Raw genomic sequence first — 16,209 nt, 5'->3', positions numbered from 1 at the left:
TCACCTGGAGGTGATCCCGGCCGGACCCGTCAGACCTCTTCGACGCTGCTCGGCTCGCGCCGGGACAGGTCGATGCCGAGCTCTTCCGCAGCGCGGAAGACGTCCTCGTCGGTGTCGCGCATCTCGATGGACATACCGTCCGAGGACAGCACCTCCACGTTGAGGCACAGGGACTGCATCTCCTTGATGAGCACCTTGAAGGACTCGGGGATGCCGGGCTCGGGGATGTTCTCGCCCTTGACGATGGCCTCGTAGACCTTCACACGGCCGGTGACGTCGTCGGACTTGATGGTCAGCAGCTCCTGGAGGGCGTAGGCGGCGCCATAAGCCTCCAGCGCCCACACCTCCATCTCTCCGAAGCGCTGGCCACCGAACTGGGCCTTACCACCCAGCGGCTGCTGGGTGATCATCGAGTAGGGGCCGGTCGACCGGGCGTGCAGCTTGTCGTCGACCAGGTGGTGGAGCTTGAGGATGTACATGTACCCGACGGAGATCGGGTCCGGGAACGGCTCGCCGGAGCGGCCGTCGAACATCCTCGCCTTGCCGGACGGGAGGACCATGCGGTCGCCGTCGCGGTTGGGGATCGTGGACTCGAAGAGACCGGCGATCTCGTCCTCGCGGGCACCGTCGAAGACCGGGGTCGCGACATTGGTGCCGGGCTGGACGTCATCGGCGCCGATGACCCGCAGCCGCTCCATCCACTCCTCGTTGCCCTCGACCTTCCAGCCCTGGCTGGCGAGCCAGCCGAGGTGGATCTCCAGGACCTGTCCCGGGTTCATTCGGGACGGGACACCCAGCGGGTTGAGGATGATGTCGACCGGGGTGCCGTCCTCCAGGAACGGCATGTCCTCGATCGGGAGGATCTTGGAGATGACGCCCTTGTTGCCGTGACGGCCGGCGAGCTTGTCACCATCGGTGATCTTGCGCTTCTGGGCCACGTACACCCGGACCAGCTGGTTGACGCCGGGCGGCAGCTCGTCGCCCTCCTCGCGGTCGAAGACGCGGACGCCGATGACCTTGCCGGTCTCGCCGTGCGGGACCTTCAGCGAGGTGTCACGGACCTCACGGGCCTTCTCACCGAAGATCGCGCGGAGCAGGCGCTCCTCCGGGGTCAGCTCGGTCTCACCCTTCGGGGTGACCTTGCCGACCAGGATGTCGCCGGCGATGACCTCGGCACCGATGCGGATGATGCCGCGCTCGTCCAAGTCGGCCAGGACCTCCTCGGAGACATTCGGGATGTCCCGGGTGATCTCCTCGGGGCCGAGCTTGGTGTCACGGGCGTCGACCTCGTGCTCCTCGATGTGGATCGAGGAGAGGACGTCGTCCTGGACGAGGCGCTGCGACAGGATGATCGCGTCCTCGTAGTTGTGACCCTCCCACGGCATGAAGGCCACGAGGAGGTTCTTGCCGAGGGCCATCTCACCGTTCTCGGTGGCGGGGCCGTCGGCGAGGACCTGGGTCTCGATGACCCGGTCGCCCTCGGAGACGATGACCTTCTGGTTGACCGAGGTTCCCTGGTTGGAACGGGAGAACTTGGCCACCCGGTAGGTGGTGAAGGTGCCGTCGTCGTTGGCGACGGTGATGTAGTCCGCGGAGACCTCCTGGACCACACCGTCCTTCTCGGCCTTGATCACGTCACCGGCGTCGACCGCGCAGCGGTACTCCATGCCGGTACCGACCAGCGGCGCCTCGGCCGTGATCAGCGGAACGGCCTGACGCATCATGTTCGCGCCCATGAGGGCACGGTTGGCGTCGTCGTGCTCAAGGAAGGGGATCATGGCCGTCGCGACCGACACCATCTGGCGCGGCGAGACGTCCATGTAGTCGACCTCGGTCGGCGGGACGTAGTCGACCTCGCCGCCACGGCGGCGGACCAGGACACGCGGCTCGGTGAAGTGCAGATCGTCCGAGATGGTCGCGTTGGCCTGGGCGATGACGAAGCGGTCCTCCTCGTCGGCGGTCAGGTAGTCGACCTCGTCGGTGACCTGGCCGTCGACGACCTTGCGGTACGGGGTCTCCACGAAGCCGAAGGCGTTGACCCGGCCGTAGGAGGCGAGCGAGCCGATCAGACCGATGTTCGGGCCTTCGGGGGTCTCGATCGGGCACATGCGGCCGTAGTGCGAGGGGTGCACGTCACGGACCTCGAAGCCGGCCCGCTCACGGGAGAGACCACCGGGGCCGAGCGCCGACAGACGGCGCTTGTGGGTGAGCCCCGACAGCGGGTTGTTCTGGTCCATGAACTGGGACAGCTGGCTGGTGCCGAAGAACTCCTTGATGGAGGCGACGACCGGCCGGATGTTGATCAGGGTCTGCGGCGTGATCGCCTCGACGTCCTGCGTGGTCATGCGCTCACGCACGACGCGCTCCATACGGGCGAGACCCGTACGGACCTGGTTCTGGATCAGCTCACCGACATTGCGCAGACGACGGTTGCCGAAGTGGTCGATGTCGTCGGTCTCGACAACGATCTGGGTGCCGTTCTCACCGATGGTCTCGGTCTCGCCGGCGTGCAGCTTGACCAGGTACTTGATCGTCGCGATGACGTCATCGGTGGTGAGCACGCCGGCGTCCAGCGGCTCATCGGCGCCAAGCTTCTTGTTGACCTTGTAACGGCCGACCTTGGCCAGGTCATAGCGCTTGGGGTTGAAGTAGAGGTTCTCCAGCAGCGTCTGGGCGGCCTCACGGGTCGGCGGCTCGCCCGGACGGAGCTTGCGGTAGATGTCGAGGAGCGCGTCGTCCTGGCCCTGGGTGTGGTCCTTCTCCAGGGTGGCGCGCATCGACTCGTACTCGCCGAACTCCTCAAGGATCTGCTCGGTCGTCCAGCCGAGGGCCTTGAGCAGCACGGTGACGGACTGCTTGCGCTTGCGGTCGATGCGGACACCGACCATGTCGCGCTTGTCGATCTCCATCTCCAGCCAGGCACCCCGGGACGGGATGATCTTGGCGGTGTAGATGTCCTTGTCGGACGTCTTGTCGATGGAGGAGTCGAAGTAGACACCGGGCGAGCGGACCAGCTGCGAGACCACGACACGCTCGGTGCCGTTGATCACGAAGGTGCCCTTGTTGGTCATGAGCGGGAAGTCGCCCATGAAGACCGTCTGGGACTTGATCTCGCCGGTCTCGTTGTTGGTGAACTCGGCCGTGACGAAGAGCGGCGCGGCGAAGGTGAAGTCGCGGTCCTTGCACTCGTCGATGGAGTTCTTCGGAGGCTCGAAGCGGTGGTCGCGGAAGGTCAGCGACATCGAACCGCTGAAGTCCTCGATCGGCGAGATCTCCTCGAAGATCTCTTCCAGACCGGACTTCCTGGGGACGTCCTGTCCACTCTCCAGAGCCGCCTCGACCCGAGCCTTCCACGCGGCATTGCCGAGCAGCCAGTCAAAGCTCTCGGTCTGGAGCGCGAGGAGGTTCGGAACCTCAAGAGGCTCCTTGATCTTTGCAAAGGAGATGCGCAGCGGGGCAGTGCTGGCGCCGTTGTTCATATTCGCGGTCGAGGCGTTGCGCGAGGCGGCCAAGAGGGGGTCCTTCCGAGGGCTCGGACTCACTACGCGCGTACCGTTCCCAAGCCCGGCACAGAGAAAGAAGTCCCAGGTCAGGGATGGATCAATCCGCTGTGCTCATGCGAGGGGATGCCCCTGGTGACGGGCAGGGGGCAGCTAACAGGCAGCGCAAAGGGTCAGTGTAGCCACATGGCACACTGATGTCCAGTGCGGGTTTCGATCACCCTCGTTGTTCTCATCTCCGCGTTTGCCTCGCGCCATGAGGCGCACCTCGATACTGCCCGCTCGGTCGCCGATCCATGCCTCGGATCCGGATCGTTGTGACGACGCGTCCTGAGAATTGCGCGCTGCGTGCGGTTCGTCAAGGCCCCCCGGTCCCCGCCTGCGGCCGGGAGCGGCGCTGACAAGGGATGACCCGGTCGGGATCAGGGATGACCCGATCGGGATCGGCGCGGCGATGATCACCATACTCCCCGGCCGGGGAAGTGCAACGCACCCGTCGCCCAACGCCAAAGGCGACCACCCTGATGGGTGATCGCCTTTGGCTGGGTCCGGCGGGGGGCCCGCAGGGGCCGCGAGGGCTCCTGGCGGGCCTCACCGGGCCCGGAGAGTCACTGGGGACTCCGTGGGGTCACTTGACCTCGACGGAGGCGCCGGCGGCCTTGAGGGACTCGGCAGCCTTCTCGGCGGCCTCCTTGGCAACCTTCTCCAGGACCGGCTTCGGGGTGCCGTCCACGAGGTCCTTGGCCTCCTTCAGACCCAGGGAGGTCAGCTCACGCACGACCTTGATGACCTGGATCTTCTTGTCGCCGGCACCGGTGAGGATGACGTCGAACTCGTCCTGCTCCTCGACGGCCTCGGCAGCGCCACCGGCAGCACCGGCGACGACGACCGGCGCGGCAGCGGCGGCGGTGACGTCGAACTTCTCCTCGAACGCCTTCACGAACGCGGCGAGGTCGATGAGGGTCATGTCCTCGAACTGCGCGAGCAGGTCGTCCTGGCTGAGCTTCGCCATGATGGGCGATCCTTCCACTAAATCGGCTGGTGCCGGATGTATATGACGGCGGGCGTGCGGCCCGCTGAGATCAGCGCCCCCGAGGGGCCCCGATCAATGCGCGAGCCGAATTACTCGGCACCGCCCTGCTCGTCGCGCTGGGCGCGAAGCGCGTCCACGGTGCGGACGAGCTTCGTCGGGAGCGCCTGGAACAGCGAGGCAGCCTGGGACTGCTTGCCCTTCATGGCGCCCGCCAGCTTGGCGAGCAGAACCTCGCGGGACTCGAGGTCCGCGAGCTTCTTGATCTCATCGGCGGACAGCGCCTTGCCATCAAGGACACCGCCCTTGATGATCAGGTTCGGGTTGTCCTTGGCGAAGTCACGAAGACCCTTCGCCGACTCCACCGGGTCACCGGTGATGAAGGCGACCGCCGTCGGACCAGAGAACTGGTCGTCCAGCGAAGTGATCCCGGCCTCGTTGGCCGCAATCTTGGTCAGCGTGTTCTTCACCACGGCGTACTGGGCGTTCTCACCGAGCGAACGACGCAGCGTCTTGAGCTGCGCCACGGTGAGACCCCGGTACTCGGTCAGCACGGCGGCGTTCGAGCTGCGGAACTGGTCCGCCAGCTCGGCTACCGCGGCAGCCTTGTCGGGCCTAGCCATGAGCGTCGGCCTCCTTCCGGGTGATGAGGACCGCGCGGACCCGAAGGAGGGGACTGAACAAACAAAACGCCCCGGCGCAGGCGCACGGGGCGTAGCTCGACCGGATGGGAATCCAGGAACTTTCCACAGTCACCTGCGCGGGTCGTCCGCAGTCAGCGGATCCTTCGGTCGCCACACTCTCTGAATGAGGACGCGGCAACGACCAGCGGTCTTTGGCTTCCTCGGAAGAGTACGGGACCCTGCCGCGACGACGCAAATCGGGTGCGGCGCCCTGTCAAGAGCCCGGCACCGGACAACCTGCGGGTCGGGATCCCGGCACCGGACCACCCGCGGGCCACGACCCCGCGGCGGGCAGTCGGCGGGCAGCCGGGCGCCCCCGGACCGGGGTACCCCCGTAACCCCGGCCCGGGGGTGCCGGGCGCCGTCTCCGGCCGGGTCTCCCCCGCCGTGACGGCTCCCGGGCCTTCCCGGTGCCCACGGGGAGCCGGCCGGGGCCCAGAGGGCCCCACGGCGCCCCGTGGAGGCGGGAGGGTCCGGGAAACGACGGAACCGGCCCGCTTGTCTCTGGTGAGACGAGCGAGCCGGTCCTGAGGTTGTACCGCGCCCGGCATTTACCGAAGATCACTGTGGGTGATCGACATGCCGCCCGGAACCGTCGTCATTCTCAGACGGCGGCCGGGTCCTCCTCGACGAGGAGGTTACGGGTGCGGTTGCCGTCCAGCGGGATGCCGGCGCCCATCGTGGTGGTCAGGGTCGCCTTCTTGATGTAGCGGCCCTTCGCGGCGGAGGGCTTGATCCGCAGGATCTCGTCCAGCGCCGCGGCGTAGTTCTCCACCAGCTTGGTCTCGTCGAAGGAGACCTTGCCGATGATGAAGTGCAGGTTCGAGTGCTTGTCGACGCGGAACTCGATCTTGCCGCCCTTGATGTCGGTGACAGCCTTGGCGACATCGGGGGTGACGGTGCCGGTCTTGGGGTTCGGCATCAGACCACGCGGACCGAGCACCCGGCCGAGGCGGCCGACCTTGCCCATGAGGTCCGGGGTGGCGACGACGGCGTCGAAGTCCAGACGGCCCTTCGCGACCTCGTCGATCAGCTCGTCGGCGCCGATGATGTCGGCGCCCGCGGCACGCGCGGCCTCGGCACGGTCGCCGGTCGCGAAGACCAGGACCCGGGCGGTCTTACCGGTGCCGTGCGGGAGGTTCACGGTGCCACGGACCATCTGGTCGGCCTTGCGCGGGTCGACACCCAGACGCAGGGCGACCTCAACGGTGCCGTCGAACTTGGTGGACGCGGTGTCCTTGGCGATACGGACGGCCTCGAGCGGGGCGTACACGCGCTCCCGGTCGATCTTGGCGTCCGCAGCGCGGAGATTCTTGCTGCGCTTCACTTCTGCTCCTGCTGTTGCTCAGGTGGGGAGATGTGGTCCGGACCAGCGCCTGGTCCTACCACGGAGGTCACGGGGCGGATGCCCGTCGCCTCGGGGGATTCTCGTACGCACGGCGTACGGCCTGGGCCGGCCGCCGGGCGGAACGGGAAATCAGCCCTCGACCGTGATGCCCATGGAACGGGCGGTGCCGGCGATGATCTTCTCGGCGGCGTCCAGGTCGTTGGCGTTGAGGTCGGGCATCTTGGTGGTGGCGATGTCGCGGACCTGGTCGCGCGTGAGCTTCGCGACCTTCGTCTTGTGCGGCTCGCCGGAGCCCTTGTCCACACCCGCGGCCTTGAGGATCAGCTTGGCGGCCGGCGGAGTCTTGGTCACGAAGGTGAAGGAACGGTCGTCGTAGACCGTGATCTCCACCGGCACGACCATGCCACGCTGCGACTCGGTCGCGGCGTTGTAGGCCTTGCAGAACTCCATGATGTTGACGCCGTGCTGACCCAGGGCGGGGCCGACCGGCGGAGCCGGGTTGGCCGCGCCGGCCTGGATCTGGAGCTTGATAAGCCCCGTGACCTTCTTCTTCTTGGGAGGCATGTGCTCTCTCCGGGTCCTAGTGAGAGTGTTCGCCCTCCATCCGTCATCCGGATGGAGGCATACCGCACCACGATAACGGGTATGGGCGCGGGGTTAAAAACCGAAAGGTCAGAACCGCTCCGGAGAGGGGTTCCGACCTGTCGGAAGAATGGGTGTCCGGCGGGTGGCCGGATCGGTCCGTACCGCTCGGTTCCCGCTGGATCCGAGCGGCGTGGATCAGTTCTTCTGGATCTGGTCGAAGCTCAGCTCGACCGGGGTCTCGCGGCCGAAGATCTCGACCAGACCCTTGACCTTCTTCGAGTCGGCGTTGATCTCGTTGATCGTGGCCTGGAGGGTGGCGAACGGGCCGTCGGTGACGGTGACCGAGTCGCCGACCTCGAAGTCGAGCACCTGGACCTCGACCTTGCGCGCCGGGGCGGGCTTGCCCTCGGCCTCGGCCGCCTCGCGGGCCGCCTTCTCCTCCGCCTCCGGGGCGAGCATCTTGACGATCTCGTCCAGGGTCAGCGGGTACGGGTCGTAGGCGTTGCCGACGAAGCCGGTCACGCCGGGGGTGTTGCGGACAACGCCCCAGGACTCGTTGGTGAGGTCCATCCGGACCAGGACATAGCCGGGAAGCTTGTTCTGGCGGACGTTCTTGCGCTCGCCGTTCTTGATCTGGACGATCTCTTCCTCGGGCACCTCGGCCTGGTAGATGAACTCCTCGACGTTGAGCGAGACGGCGCGCTGCTCCAGGTTGGCCTTGACCCGCTTCTCGTACCCGGCGTAGGTGTGGATCACGTACCACTCGCCGGGCAGGGTGCGCAGCTCCTCGCGGAGCGCGGTGATGGGGTCGACGGTCTCCTCGGCCTCGGCAGGCTCCTCGGAGTCGCTGTCCTCGTCCTCGTCGTCGGAGTCGCCCGCCTCGTCGGCGTCCTCGACATCGTCCGTGTCGGAGCCCTCGGCGTCAGCGGCGTCGTCGGCGTCGACGATCTCGGAGTCGTCGGCCTCGGCGTCCTCGACATCGTCCGTGTCGGACTCCGTGTGGAGGGCCGCCTCCTCGGCGGGCTCGCCGGCCTCGGCGTCAGCAGCGTCCGCCTGGTCCGGGTCGATGGAATCCGCGGCCTCAACGATGTCGAGCGCGTCCTCAGCGGCCTCGGCCGACTCGAAGCGCTCGTCACCGGGCTCAACGGCATCGTTCAGGTTCGGGTCAGACACGGTGGCTGCTTCTTCCTGGCTACAGATGGGTGGAACATACGGAAGGCGCCGTCATGCCGATGGGCCCTTGGCGGCACCCTCCGCGGGATCAGCCAAAGACGTACTTGACGACGTCCTGGAATCCATAGTCAATCACGGTCACCAGACCGATCATGATGACGACGAAGATAATCACCACTGTGGTGTACGTCGACAGCTGGTTGCGCGTCGGCCAGACGACCTTGCGGAGCTCGGCGACGATCTGCCGGTAGAAGAGCGCGAGACGGCCCAGGGGGCCCTTCTTGCCGCGCTTACCGCCCTTGCGGGACTTCCGGGGAGCCTCGTCCTCGGCATCAGGCGTGTCGATGGAGCCCACGGCGTCCGTCACTTTCTTTCACCTGATCCCGGGTCGTGGCCGTGCCGCGCCCGGTGACGCCGCACGGCGGTTCCATTGAATCTACGTACATGCGCACACAGCCTGGCGAAGGTGTGTGTAGCAGGGCCGGAGGGACTTGAACCCCCAACCGCTGGTTTTGGAGACCAGTGCTCTACCAATTGAGCTACGACCCTTGGTGGTGTCCACAACCTACATCATCCGGTGAAGATCCGTGGATGCGGTCGGTGTGGGCCAACGACGAGTGAGTGTACGTGCTCAGCGGCCTCGCGTCGAACAGACAACTCCGGGGCGGTTCTTGCCGGCACCCGCCCGGCCTGCCGGAAGACCCCGGGTGCCCCGGGGAGAGGGGGCCCGGGGCCCGGTGTCCGGGGGCCGGAACACCTGTGCCGGGCCCCTGCCGCGTCTGGGACGATGGACGGTATGAGCGCTGCTACCTCTCCCGCCGAGCGCCGGGTCTCCGCCCGCGTCGGCGCGATCTCCGAGTCCGCCACCCTCGCCGTCGATGCCAAGGCCAAGGCCCTCAAGGCCGCCGGCCGCCCGGTGATCGGCTTCGGTGCGGGCGAGCCCGACTTCCCGACTCCGGAGTACATCGTCGAAGCGGCGGTCGACGCCTGCCGCACCCCCAAGTACCACCGCTACACCCCGGCGGGCGGGCTGCCCGAGCTGAAGAAGGCCATCGCCGAGAAGACCCTGCGCGACTCCGGCTACGCGGTCGACCCGGCGCAGGTCCTGGTGACCAACGGCGGCAAGCAGGCGATCTACGAGGCGTTCGCGGCGATCGTGGACCCGGGCGACGAGGTGATCGTCCCGGCGCCGTACTGGACCACCTACCCGGAGTCGATCCGGCTCGCGGGCGGTGTCCCCGTCGATGTGGTGGCGGACGAGACCACCGGTTACCGGGTCTCCGTCGAGCAGCTGGAGGCGGCCCGCACCGAGCGCACCAAGGTCGTGGTCTTCGTCTCCCCGTCCAACCCGACCGGCGCGGTCTACAGCCGGGAGGAGACCGAGGCGATCGGCCGCTGGGCCGCCGAGCACGGTCTCTGGGTGCTGACCGACGAGATCTACGAGCACCTGGTCTACGGGGACACCACCTTCACCTCGATCGCCGCGGTCGTGCCCGAGCTGCGCGACCGCTGTGTCGTGGTGAACGGCGTGGCCAAGACCTATGCCATGACCGGCTGGCGGGTCGGGTGGGTCATCGGCCCCAAGGACGTGGTGAAGGCGGCGACCAACCTCCAGTCGCACGCCACCTCCAATGTCTCCAACGTCGCCCAGGTGGCGGCGCTCGCCGCGGTCTCCGGGAACCTGGACGCGGTGGCCGAGATGCGGGAGGCGTTCGACCGCCGCCGCCGCACGATCGTGCGGATGCTCAACGAGATCGACGGTGTGGTCTGCCCCGAGCCGGAGGGCGCGTTCTACGTCTACCCGTCGGTCAAGGAGCTGCTGGGCCGGGAGATCCGCGGGAAGCGCCCCGCGACCTCGGTGGAGCTGGCCGCGCTGATCCTGGACGAGGTCGAGGTGGCCGTGGTCCCGGGTGAGGCCTTCGGCACCCCGGGCTATCTGCGGCTGTCCTACGCACTGGGCGACGAGGACCTGGTGGAGGGCGTGGCGCGGGTACAGAAGCTGCTCGCCGAGGCCACCGCCTGATCGTTCCCTCGGCGGCCTCCCACGGCCCCGGCTCCGCCCCCGTACCGGGGTGGGGCCGGGGCCGTAGCCGTATCCCGTGCACCCCTTGTTCCCCGTACCCCCTCTGTTCCTCGTACCCCCTGTTCCCCGTACCCCCCATCTCGCACACACGTTCGAGCAAGTGAACCGATCGGGGAATCCGCTTACCTCCCGGCCCGAGGATGCGGCAAGATCCTGGAATGGAGCACGTACGTGATGTCACCCGGCTGCCCAAGGCCCATCTGCATCTGCACTTCACCGGATCGATGCGCCCCGCCACCCTGCTCGAACTGGCCGACAAGTACGGCGTCCGGCTCCCCGACGCGCTGACCGGCGGGGAGCCCCCGAAGCTGCGGGCCACCGATGAACGCGGCTGGTTCCGCTTCCAGCGGCTCTATGACATCGCCCGGTCCTGCCTCCGCTCCCCCGACGACATCCGCCGGCTGGTGCGGGAAGCGGCCGAGGAGGACGTCCGGGACGGTTCCGGCTGGCTGGAGATACAGGTCGACCCGACCTCGTACGCCCCCCTGCTGGGCGGGCTGACCCCGGCGCTGGAGATCATCCTGGACGCGGTGGAGAGCGCCTCGCGCGCGACCGGCCTCGGGATGCGGCTGCTGGTGGCCGCCAACCGGATGAAGCACCCGCTGGAGGCCCGGACCCTGGCCCGGCTGGCGGTCCGCTACGCCGACCGGGGCATCGTCGGCTTCGGACTCTCCAACGACGAACGCCGCGGCATGGCCAGGGACTTCGACCGCGCCTTCGCCATCGCCCGGGAGGGCGGGCTGCTGGCGGTCCCGCACGGCGGCGAGCTGAACGGCCCGGCCTCGGTCCGGGACTGCCTGGACGATCTGCGCGCCTCCCGGGTCGGCCACGGCGTCCGGGCGGCCGAGGACCCCCGGCTGCTGAGCAAGCTCGCCGAACGCCAGGTGACCTGCGAGGTGTGCCCGGCGTCGAATGTGGCGCTCGGGGTGTACGAGAAGCCGGGCGACGTGCCCCTGCGGACGCTGTACGAGGCGGGGGTGCCGATGGCGCTGGGCGCGGACGACCCGCTGCTCTTCGGCTCCCGGCTGGCCGCGCAGTACGAGTTCGCCCGCCGCCACCACGCCTTCACCGACCATGAGCTGGCGGAGCTGGCCCGCCAGTCGGTCCGGGGCTCCGCGGCCCCCCAGGATGTGCGCGCCCGGCTGCTGGCGGGGGTCGACGACTGGCTCGCCGAGGAGCCGGCGGCACCCACGGCCTGACGGACCGGCCTGACCGGTACGGGCGGCGCGGTACGGGTCAGGAGCGGTACGGGCCGGAGGCGGTACGGGCCAGGGGCTGTACGGGCCAGGGGCTGTACGGGCCAGGGGCTGTACGGGCTAGGGGCTGTACGGGCTAGGGGCGCAATCCGGCCAGCAGGGTGCGGGCGATCCCCTCGGCGAACGCGTCCAGCGGCGGCGCGGGCGTGCCCCCCTCGCTCTCGTCATAGGCGAAGGCCCGGTGCGCACAGGCACCCAGCAGCAGGGAGGCCGCCGCATAGGTGTCGGCCCCGGCGGCGACCCGGCCCGCCTCCCGCTCGGCACGGAGATAGCCGTCGAGCCACTGGATCGGCTTGTGCGGCCCGGTGCCCAGGGCGCGCAGGGCCGTCTCATGGCGGGCCTTGAGCCCGGGGTCGGCGTAGAGCGAGGCGGCGATCGGGAAGGTCTGGGCGTAGAACCGCGCCGCCCGGCGGGCCACCTCGGTCAGATTCTCCTCCAGGTCCCCCTCCCCCGGCCGGGCGGTCAGCTCGCCCAGCAGGGGGCCCAGCCGGGGCAGCCGTTCGTCGAGTACCGCGATGAACAGCTCCTCCTTGCTGGTGAAGCTCTTGTAGAGCGCCGCCTCCGAACACTCCGCGGCCCGGGCGATCTCCTTGGTGGTGGTCCGGGCGAGACCGATGCCGAGCATCAGCTCATGGGCGGCGTCCAGGATGCGGGCGCGGGCCGGTTTCCGCATGACTGCTCCTCCGAACCGGTCCGAGCGATGGCCGGATTCCGATTGACGACGGGGTGGTGAGTACCCACCCTAGAGGTGAGTGAATACTCACCAACCTGTCGACCGCACGACCGGCCCACAGGGTCGGCCGCCGCGCCCCGAGGAGAAGCGATGAGACTCACCGTGTTCGGATCCACCGGAGGAGTGGGCCGTCAGATCGTCCGGCAGGCGCTGGCCGCGGGCCACGAGGTGACGGCGGTGGTACGCGGCCCTGCGGGCCCGGCCCCCGGTGTCCTCCCCGACGACGCCCGGCTGACGGTGTTCCCCGCCGATCTGACCCGGCCCGAGAGCCTGCGGGAAGCGGTCGCGGGGCGGGACGCGGTGCTCTCGGGACTGGGCGCGCGCAAGGCCGCGGACGCCACCGCCGGTCTGGTGGCGCGGCTGACCGCTTCGGTGCTCACCGCCATGGAGGCGGAGGGGACCCGCAGGCTGCTGGTGGTCTCGGCCACCCCGCTCGGTGCCCCGCCCCCCGGGGAGCCGCTGGTCGACCGGGTCTCGGCCGCCCTGGTGAGCCGCGTGTTCCGGCGGTTCTACGAGGATCTGGAGGTCATGGAGCGGGAGCTGGCGGCCGGCTCGGCCGAGTGGACCTCCGTACGCCCTCCACGGCTGCTGGACACCCCGCTGACCGGGGTCTACCGCACGGCGGTCGGCGGGAACCCGCGCAGCGCGCGGACGATCTCCCGGGCCGATGTGGCCCATGCGATGCTCGCCCTGATCGACGACCCGGCGGCGGTCCGGCGGCCCGTCGGGGTCGCGTACTGACCCGACCCGGCGCACTCGGTCCGGCCCCGCGTACGCGGTCCAGTCCTGGGTACCGTACCGGCCCGGCGGCCGGCTCCGGCCCTCGCGGTCAGAGCCGGACGCCGACCGTCACCGGCTCATTGACCAGGGTGATCCCGAAGGCGTCCCGGACCCCGGTCACGACCTCGCGGGCGAGGGCGAGCAGATCCTCGGTGGTGGCCCCGCCCCGGTTGGTGAGCGCGAGCGTGTGCTTGGTGGAGATACGGGCCGGACCCGCGCCGTACCCCTTGGTGAAGCCCGCCCGGTCGATCAGCCAGGCGGCGGAGGTCTTGGTGAGCCCCTCCCCCGCCGGGTACGCGGGGGGCACGGCCTCCGCGCCGAGCCGGTCCCGCACCCGGTCGGTGAAGGCCGCGTACTCCCCCTCGGTGAGGACGGGGTTGGTGAAGAACGACCCCGCCGACCAGGTGTCGTGGTCGGCCGGGTCCAGGACCATGCCCTTGCCCGCGCGCAGCGCGAGGACGGTGGAGCGGGTCGCGGCGAGATCCGCCCGCTCCCCCGGCCGGACACCGAGGGCGCGCGCCGCCTCCGCGTACCGCACCGGCGCGGAGAGCCCGCCCGCGTCCTCCAGCCGGAAGCGGACCCGCAGGACGACATGGCCGTCCGGGTCCTCCTTGAAACGGCTGTGGCGGTACGCGAAACCGCACTCGGCGGCGGGGAGGGTGACGACCCGTCCGGCGCGCCGGTCGTAGGCGACGACCTCGGTGATGGTGGAGGCGACCTCCTGGCCGTACGCCCCGACGTTCTGGATCGGGGTGGCCCCGGCCGAGCCGGGGATGCCGGCCAGGCACTCGATCCCCGCGAGACCGGCGTCGACGGCGTGCGCCACCGCGTCGGTCCACACCTCGCCGGCGGCCAGCTCCAGCGCGGTGCCGTCGAGCCGCAGCCCGCGGGTGGCGATCCGCAGCGCGGTGCCGTCGAAGCCCCGGTCCCCGATGACGAGATTGCTGCCGCCGCCGACGATCAGCAGCGGGGTCCCGGCGGCGTCCGCCGCACGGACGGCCGCGATCACCTCGTCGTCGGTGGTGGCGGTGATCAGCCGGGTGGCCGGGCCGCCGAGCCGGAAGGTGGTCAGGGGGGCGAGGGGGGCGTCGTGGAGTTCCTGCACGGGCACCAGGGTACGGTCAGCGCCCCGGCGGGGGGCACGGCGCCCGCGCGGGTCGCGTGGCCACCGCGCCGCGCGCACGGGGCCGGGCGGACCGCCCGGCCCCGGAAGCGAGCCCCTCCAGAGGACCCCAGGGCCCCCAGGGACCCCAGAGGCATCCGGGACCTCAGAGGGCCTCAGGCGTCCTCAGGGGGCCTTGAAGGGTCTCAGGGGCCTCATGTACCGGCTCAGGCGAGGCGGACCACGGCCCGCGCCATGCCGAGCACCTTCTCGCCGGCGCTGGTCGCGGTCAGATCGACCCGTACCAGACCGTCGTCGAGCAGGGCCGCGACCTTGCCGCTGACCTCGATGACCGCGCCCTTGTCGTCATTGGGCACCACGACCGGCTTGGTGAAGCGGACCCCGTACTCGACCACGGCGGACGGGTCCCCGGTCCAGTCGGTGACCACCCGGGCGGCCTCGGCCATGGTGAACATGCCGTGCGCGATCACATCCGGCAGCCCGACCCCGACGGCGAACTTCTCGTTCCAGTGGATCGGGTTGAAGTCGCCCGAGGCCCCGGCGTAACGGACCAGGGTGTCCCGTATCACAGGAAAACTCTGGGCCGGAAGCTCGGTGCCAACCTCGACATCCGCGTAGGAGACCTTCGTCATCACGCCTCCTCGGCGGCGCGCGCCACCAGCTTGGTCCATGCGGTCACCACGGGAGCGCCGGTCTCGTCGTGGACCTCGCCCCGGATCTCGACCACGTCATTGCCCGCGAGGTGCTTGATGCTCTCGATCGTGGAGACCACGCTCAGCCGGTCGCCCGCGCGGACCGGGCGGGTGTACGCGAACTTCTGCTCGCGGTGGACCACCCGGCTGTAGTCCAGACCCAGCGCGGGGTCCTGGATGGCCACACCGGCGGCACGGAAGGTGATCGCGAAGGCGAAGGTGGGCGGAGCGATCACATCGGGGTGACCGAGCGCCTGGGCGGCCGCCCGGTCCGTGTACGCGGGGTGACCGTCCCCGATCGCCTCGGCGAACTCCCGGATCTTCTCCCGGCCGACCTCGTAGGTCTCCGTGGGCGGATAGCTCCGCCCCACGAAGGTCTGGTCGAGCGCCATGAACGACTCCCTCCTGCCGGGCGGTCCCGGATGGGCCGCGCCCGGGTCTTCGATGGTTCCCACGGTCCCCGTGGTCTCACGATCCTCGCCGACCGGGCGCGAGGCGGGCCGGGGAGCCACCGGAGCGGCGGACCCGGGGCCGCTCGGCGGGCCGGACAAACGACACGAGGCCGCCCCCAGGGAAGGGGACGGCCTCGTGTACGAGCCTGTTTTAGCGCGTCTCGCGATGCGCGGTGTGCGCGTTGCAGCGCGGGCAGTGCTTCTTCATCTCCAGTCGGTCCGGGTTGTTACGCCGGTTCTTCTTGGTGATGTAGTTCCGCTCCTTGCACTCCACGCAGGCCAGCGTGATCTTCGGGCGGACGTCGGTGGCAGCCACGTGAGTGCTCCTTGGACGGACGGTTACAACTATGAACGCATAAGAGAGTAGCCGACCGGAGGACCGACCCCACAATCGGCTACTGTGTGTAGCGGTGACCGGACTTGAACCGGTGACACAGCGATTATGAGCCGCTTGCTCTACCGACTGAGCTACACCGCTTTGATACCGGATCCCCTCACCCGAGGGTGAGGATCACCGACACCAGAGCCCCAATACGGAATCGAACCGTAGACCTTCTCCTTACCATGGAGACGCTCTACCGACTGAGCTATTGGGGCGAGCGAGGAAGACATTACACGGTCCGTCGCCGATCGCCCAAATCCGTTTCCTGCGGTCCTGTCCGGCATGGTCCGCCGGGCCCGTTCCGGGCCGTTCCCGGCGCCTTCCCCGGGGCCGCGCAGGGCGGAACGGACGGGTCCGGCGGGGCCCCCGGGGCAGGTCGGCCGAGACCC

General features: G+C 69.3%; 15 protein-coding genes and 3 tRNA genes. 3 read left to right on the top strand and 15 right to left on the bottom strand.

The window, feature by feature from the left end; all coding sequences use genetic code 11:
• Positions 1-29 precede the first annotated feature (29 nt).
• From rpoB to ABT354_RS27835, 8 genes are all read right to left on the bottom strand, one after another.
• A complete protein-coding gene (rpoB, locus tag ABT354_RS27870) occupies positions 30-3,512 on the bottom strand; it encodes a DNA-directed RNA polymerase subunit beta (RefSeq protein ID WP_351498687.1) in 3,483 nt (1,160 codons plus the stop codon).
• A gap of 616 nt (positions 3,513-4,128) precedes the next feature.
• On the bottom strand, positions 4,129-4,512 hold the full coding sequence (gene rplL / locus ABT354_RS27865; RefSeq protein WP_351498685.1) for a 50S ribosomal protein L7/L12: 384 nt from the start codon (positions 4,510-4,512) through the stop codon (positions 4,129-4,131).
• Between the two features lie 110 nt (positions 4,513-4,622).
• On the bottom strand, positions 4,623-5,153 hold the full coding sequence (gene rplJ / locus ABT354_RS27860) for a 50S ribosomal protein L10 (protein ID WP_351498683.1): 531 nt from the start codon (positions 5,151-5,153) through the stop codon (positions 4,623-4,625).
• Positions 5,154-5,817: 664 nt separating this feature from the next.
• Complete coding sequence (gene rplA, locus ABT354_RS27855) at positions 5,818-6,540, bottom strand: 50S ribosomal protein L1 (RefSeq protein ID WP_351498681.1); 723 nt, start codon at positions 6,538-6,540, stop codon at positions 5,818-5,820.
• A gap of 150 nt (positions 6,541-6,690) precedes the next feature.
• Positions 6,691-7,125 carry a 50S ribosomal protein L11 gene (rplK, locus tag ABT354_RS27850; RefSeq protein WP_351498679.1) on the bottom strand — a complete coding sequence of 145 codons (435 nt, stop codon included), beginning with the start codon at positions 7,123-7,125 and terminating at the stop codon, positions 6,691-6,693.
• 216 nt (positions 7,126-7,341) lie between these two features.
• On the bottom strand, positions 7,342-8,319 hold the full coding sequence (gene nusG / locus ABT354_RS27845) for a transcription termination/antitermination protein NusG (protein WP_351498677.1): 978 nt from the start codon (positions 8,317-8,319) through the stop codon (positions 7,342-7,344).
• Between the two features lie 88 nt (positions 8,320-8,407).
• Positions 8,408-8,686, bottom strand: coding sequence for a preprotein translocase subunit SecE (secE, locus tag ABT354_RS27840; RefSeq protein WP_351498675.1), 279 nt, complete (start codon positions 8,684-8,686; stop codon positions 8,408-8,410).
• Positions 8,687-8,795: 109 nt separating this feature from the next.
• Positions 8,796-8,868, bottom strand: a tRNA-Trp gene (locus ABT354_RS27835).
• A 247-nt stretch (positions 8,869-9,115) separates the two neighbouring features.
• Here ABT354_RS27835 and ABT354_RS27830 point away from each other — a divergent pair.
• Both ABT354_RS27830 and ABT354_RS27825 read left to right on the top strand, forming a co-directional pair.
• Entirely contained in the window at positions 9,116-10,342 is a 1,227-nt protein-coding gene (locus ABT354_RS27830) for a pyridoxal phosphate-dependent aminotransferase (RefSeq protein ID WP_351498673.1), read from the top strand.
• A gap of 218 nt (positions 10,343-10,560) precedes the next feature.
• Positions 10,561-11,601 carry an adenosine deaminase gene (locus tag ABT354_RS27825; protein ID WP_351498671.1) on the top strand — a complete coding sequence of 347 codons (1,041 nt, stop codon included), beginning with the start codon at positions 10,561-10,563 and terminating at the stop codon, positions 11,599-11,601.
• Between the two features lie 133 nt (positions 11,602-11,734).
• Here the strand turns inward: ABT354_RS27825 and ABT354_RS27820 are convergent, their stop codons facing one another.
• Entirely contained in the window at positions 11,735-12,331 is a 597-nt protein-coding gene (locus tag ABT354_RS27820; protein ID WP_351498669.1) for a TetR/AcrR family transcriptional regulator, read from the bottom strand.
• Positions 12,332-12,481: 150 nt separating this feature from the next.
• Between ABT354_RS27820 and ABT354_RS27815 the strand changes: the two genes are divergently transcribed.
• Entirely contained in the window at positions 12,482-13,132 is a 651-nt protein-coding gene (locus ABT354_RS27815; RefSeq protein WP_351498667.1) for an NAD(P)-dependent oxidoreductase, read from the top strand.
• Between the two features lie 88 nt (positions 13,133-13,220).
• On the opposite strand, the gene ABT354_RS27810 is transcribed toward ABT354_RS27815, so the two are convergent.
• The 6 genes from ABT354_RS27810 to ABT354_RS27785 form a co-directional block, all read right to left on the bottom strand.
• Positions 13,221-14,276, bottom strand: a complete 1,056-nt coding sequence (locus tag ABT354_RS27810) for a UDP-N-acetylmuramate dehydrogenase (RefSeq protein ID WP_502983514.1) — start codon at positions 14,274-14,276, stop codon at positions 13,221-13,223.
• A 224-nt stretch (positions 14,277-14,500) separates the two neighbouring features.
• Positions 14,501-14,929, bottom strand: a complete 429-nt coding sequence (locus ABT354_RS27805) for a MaoC family dehydratase (protein ID WP_351498665.1) — start codon at positions 14,927-14,929, stop codon at positions 14,501-14,503.
• The gene (locus tag ABT354_RS27800) at positions 14,926-15,378 is read right to left on the bottom strand and encodes an FAS1-like dehydratase domain-containing protein (RefSeq protein WP_351498663.1); all 453 of its coding nucleotides are present in this window, start codon (positions 15,376-15,378) and stop codon (positions 14,926-14,928) included. Before ABT354_RS27800 ends, ABT354_RS27805 begins: the two co-directional genes overlap by 4 nt.
• A 211-nt stretch (positions 15,379-15,589) precedes the next feature.
• On the bottom strand, positions 15,590-15,754 hold the full coding sequence (gene rpmG, locus ABT354_RS27795) for a 50S ribosomal protein L33 (RefSeq protein ID WP_003948671.1): 165 nt from the start codon (positions 15,752-15,754) through the stop codon (positions 15,590-15,592).
• Positions 15,755-15,843: 89 nt separating this feature from the next.
• Positions 15,844-15,916, bottom strand: a tRNA-Met gene (locus ABT354_RS27790).
• Between the two features lie 46 nt (positions 15,917-15,962).
• Positions 15,963-16,035: transfer RNA gene (locus ABT354_RS27785), tRNA-Thr, on the bottom strand.
• Positions 16,036-16,209 lie beyond the last annotated feature (174 nt).

The organism is Streptomyces sp. NPDC000594 (genome assembly GCF_040299965.1).
Lineage (GTDB): Bacteria > Actinomycetota > Actinomycetes > Streptomycetales > Streptomycetaceae > Streptomyces.
Note: the sequence above shows the minus strand (reverse complement) of the source record. Positions and strands in the feature narration are given on the sequence as shown.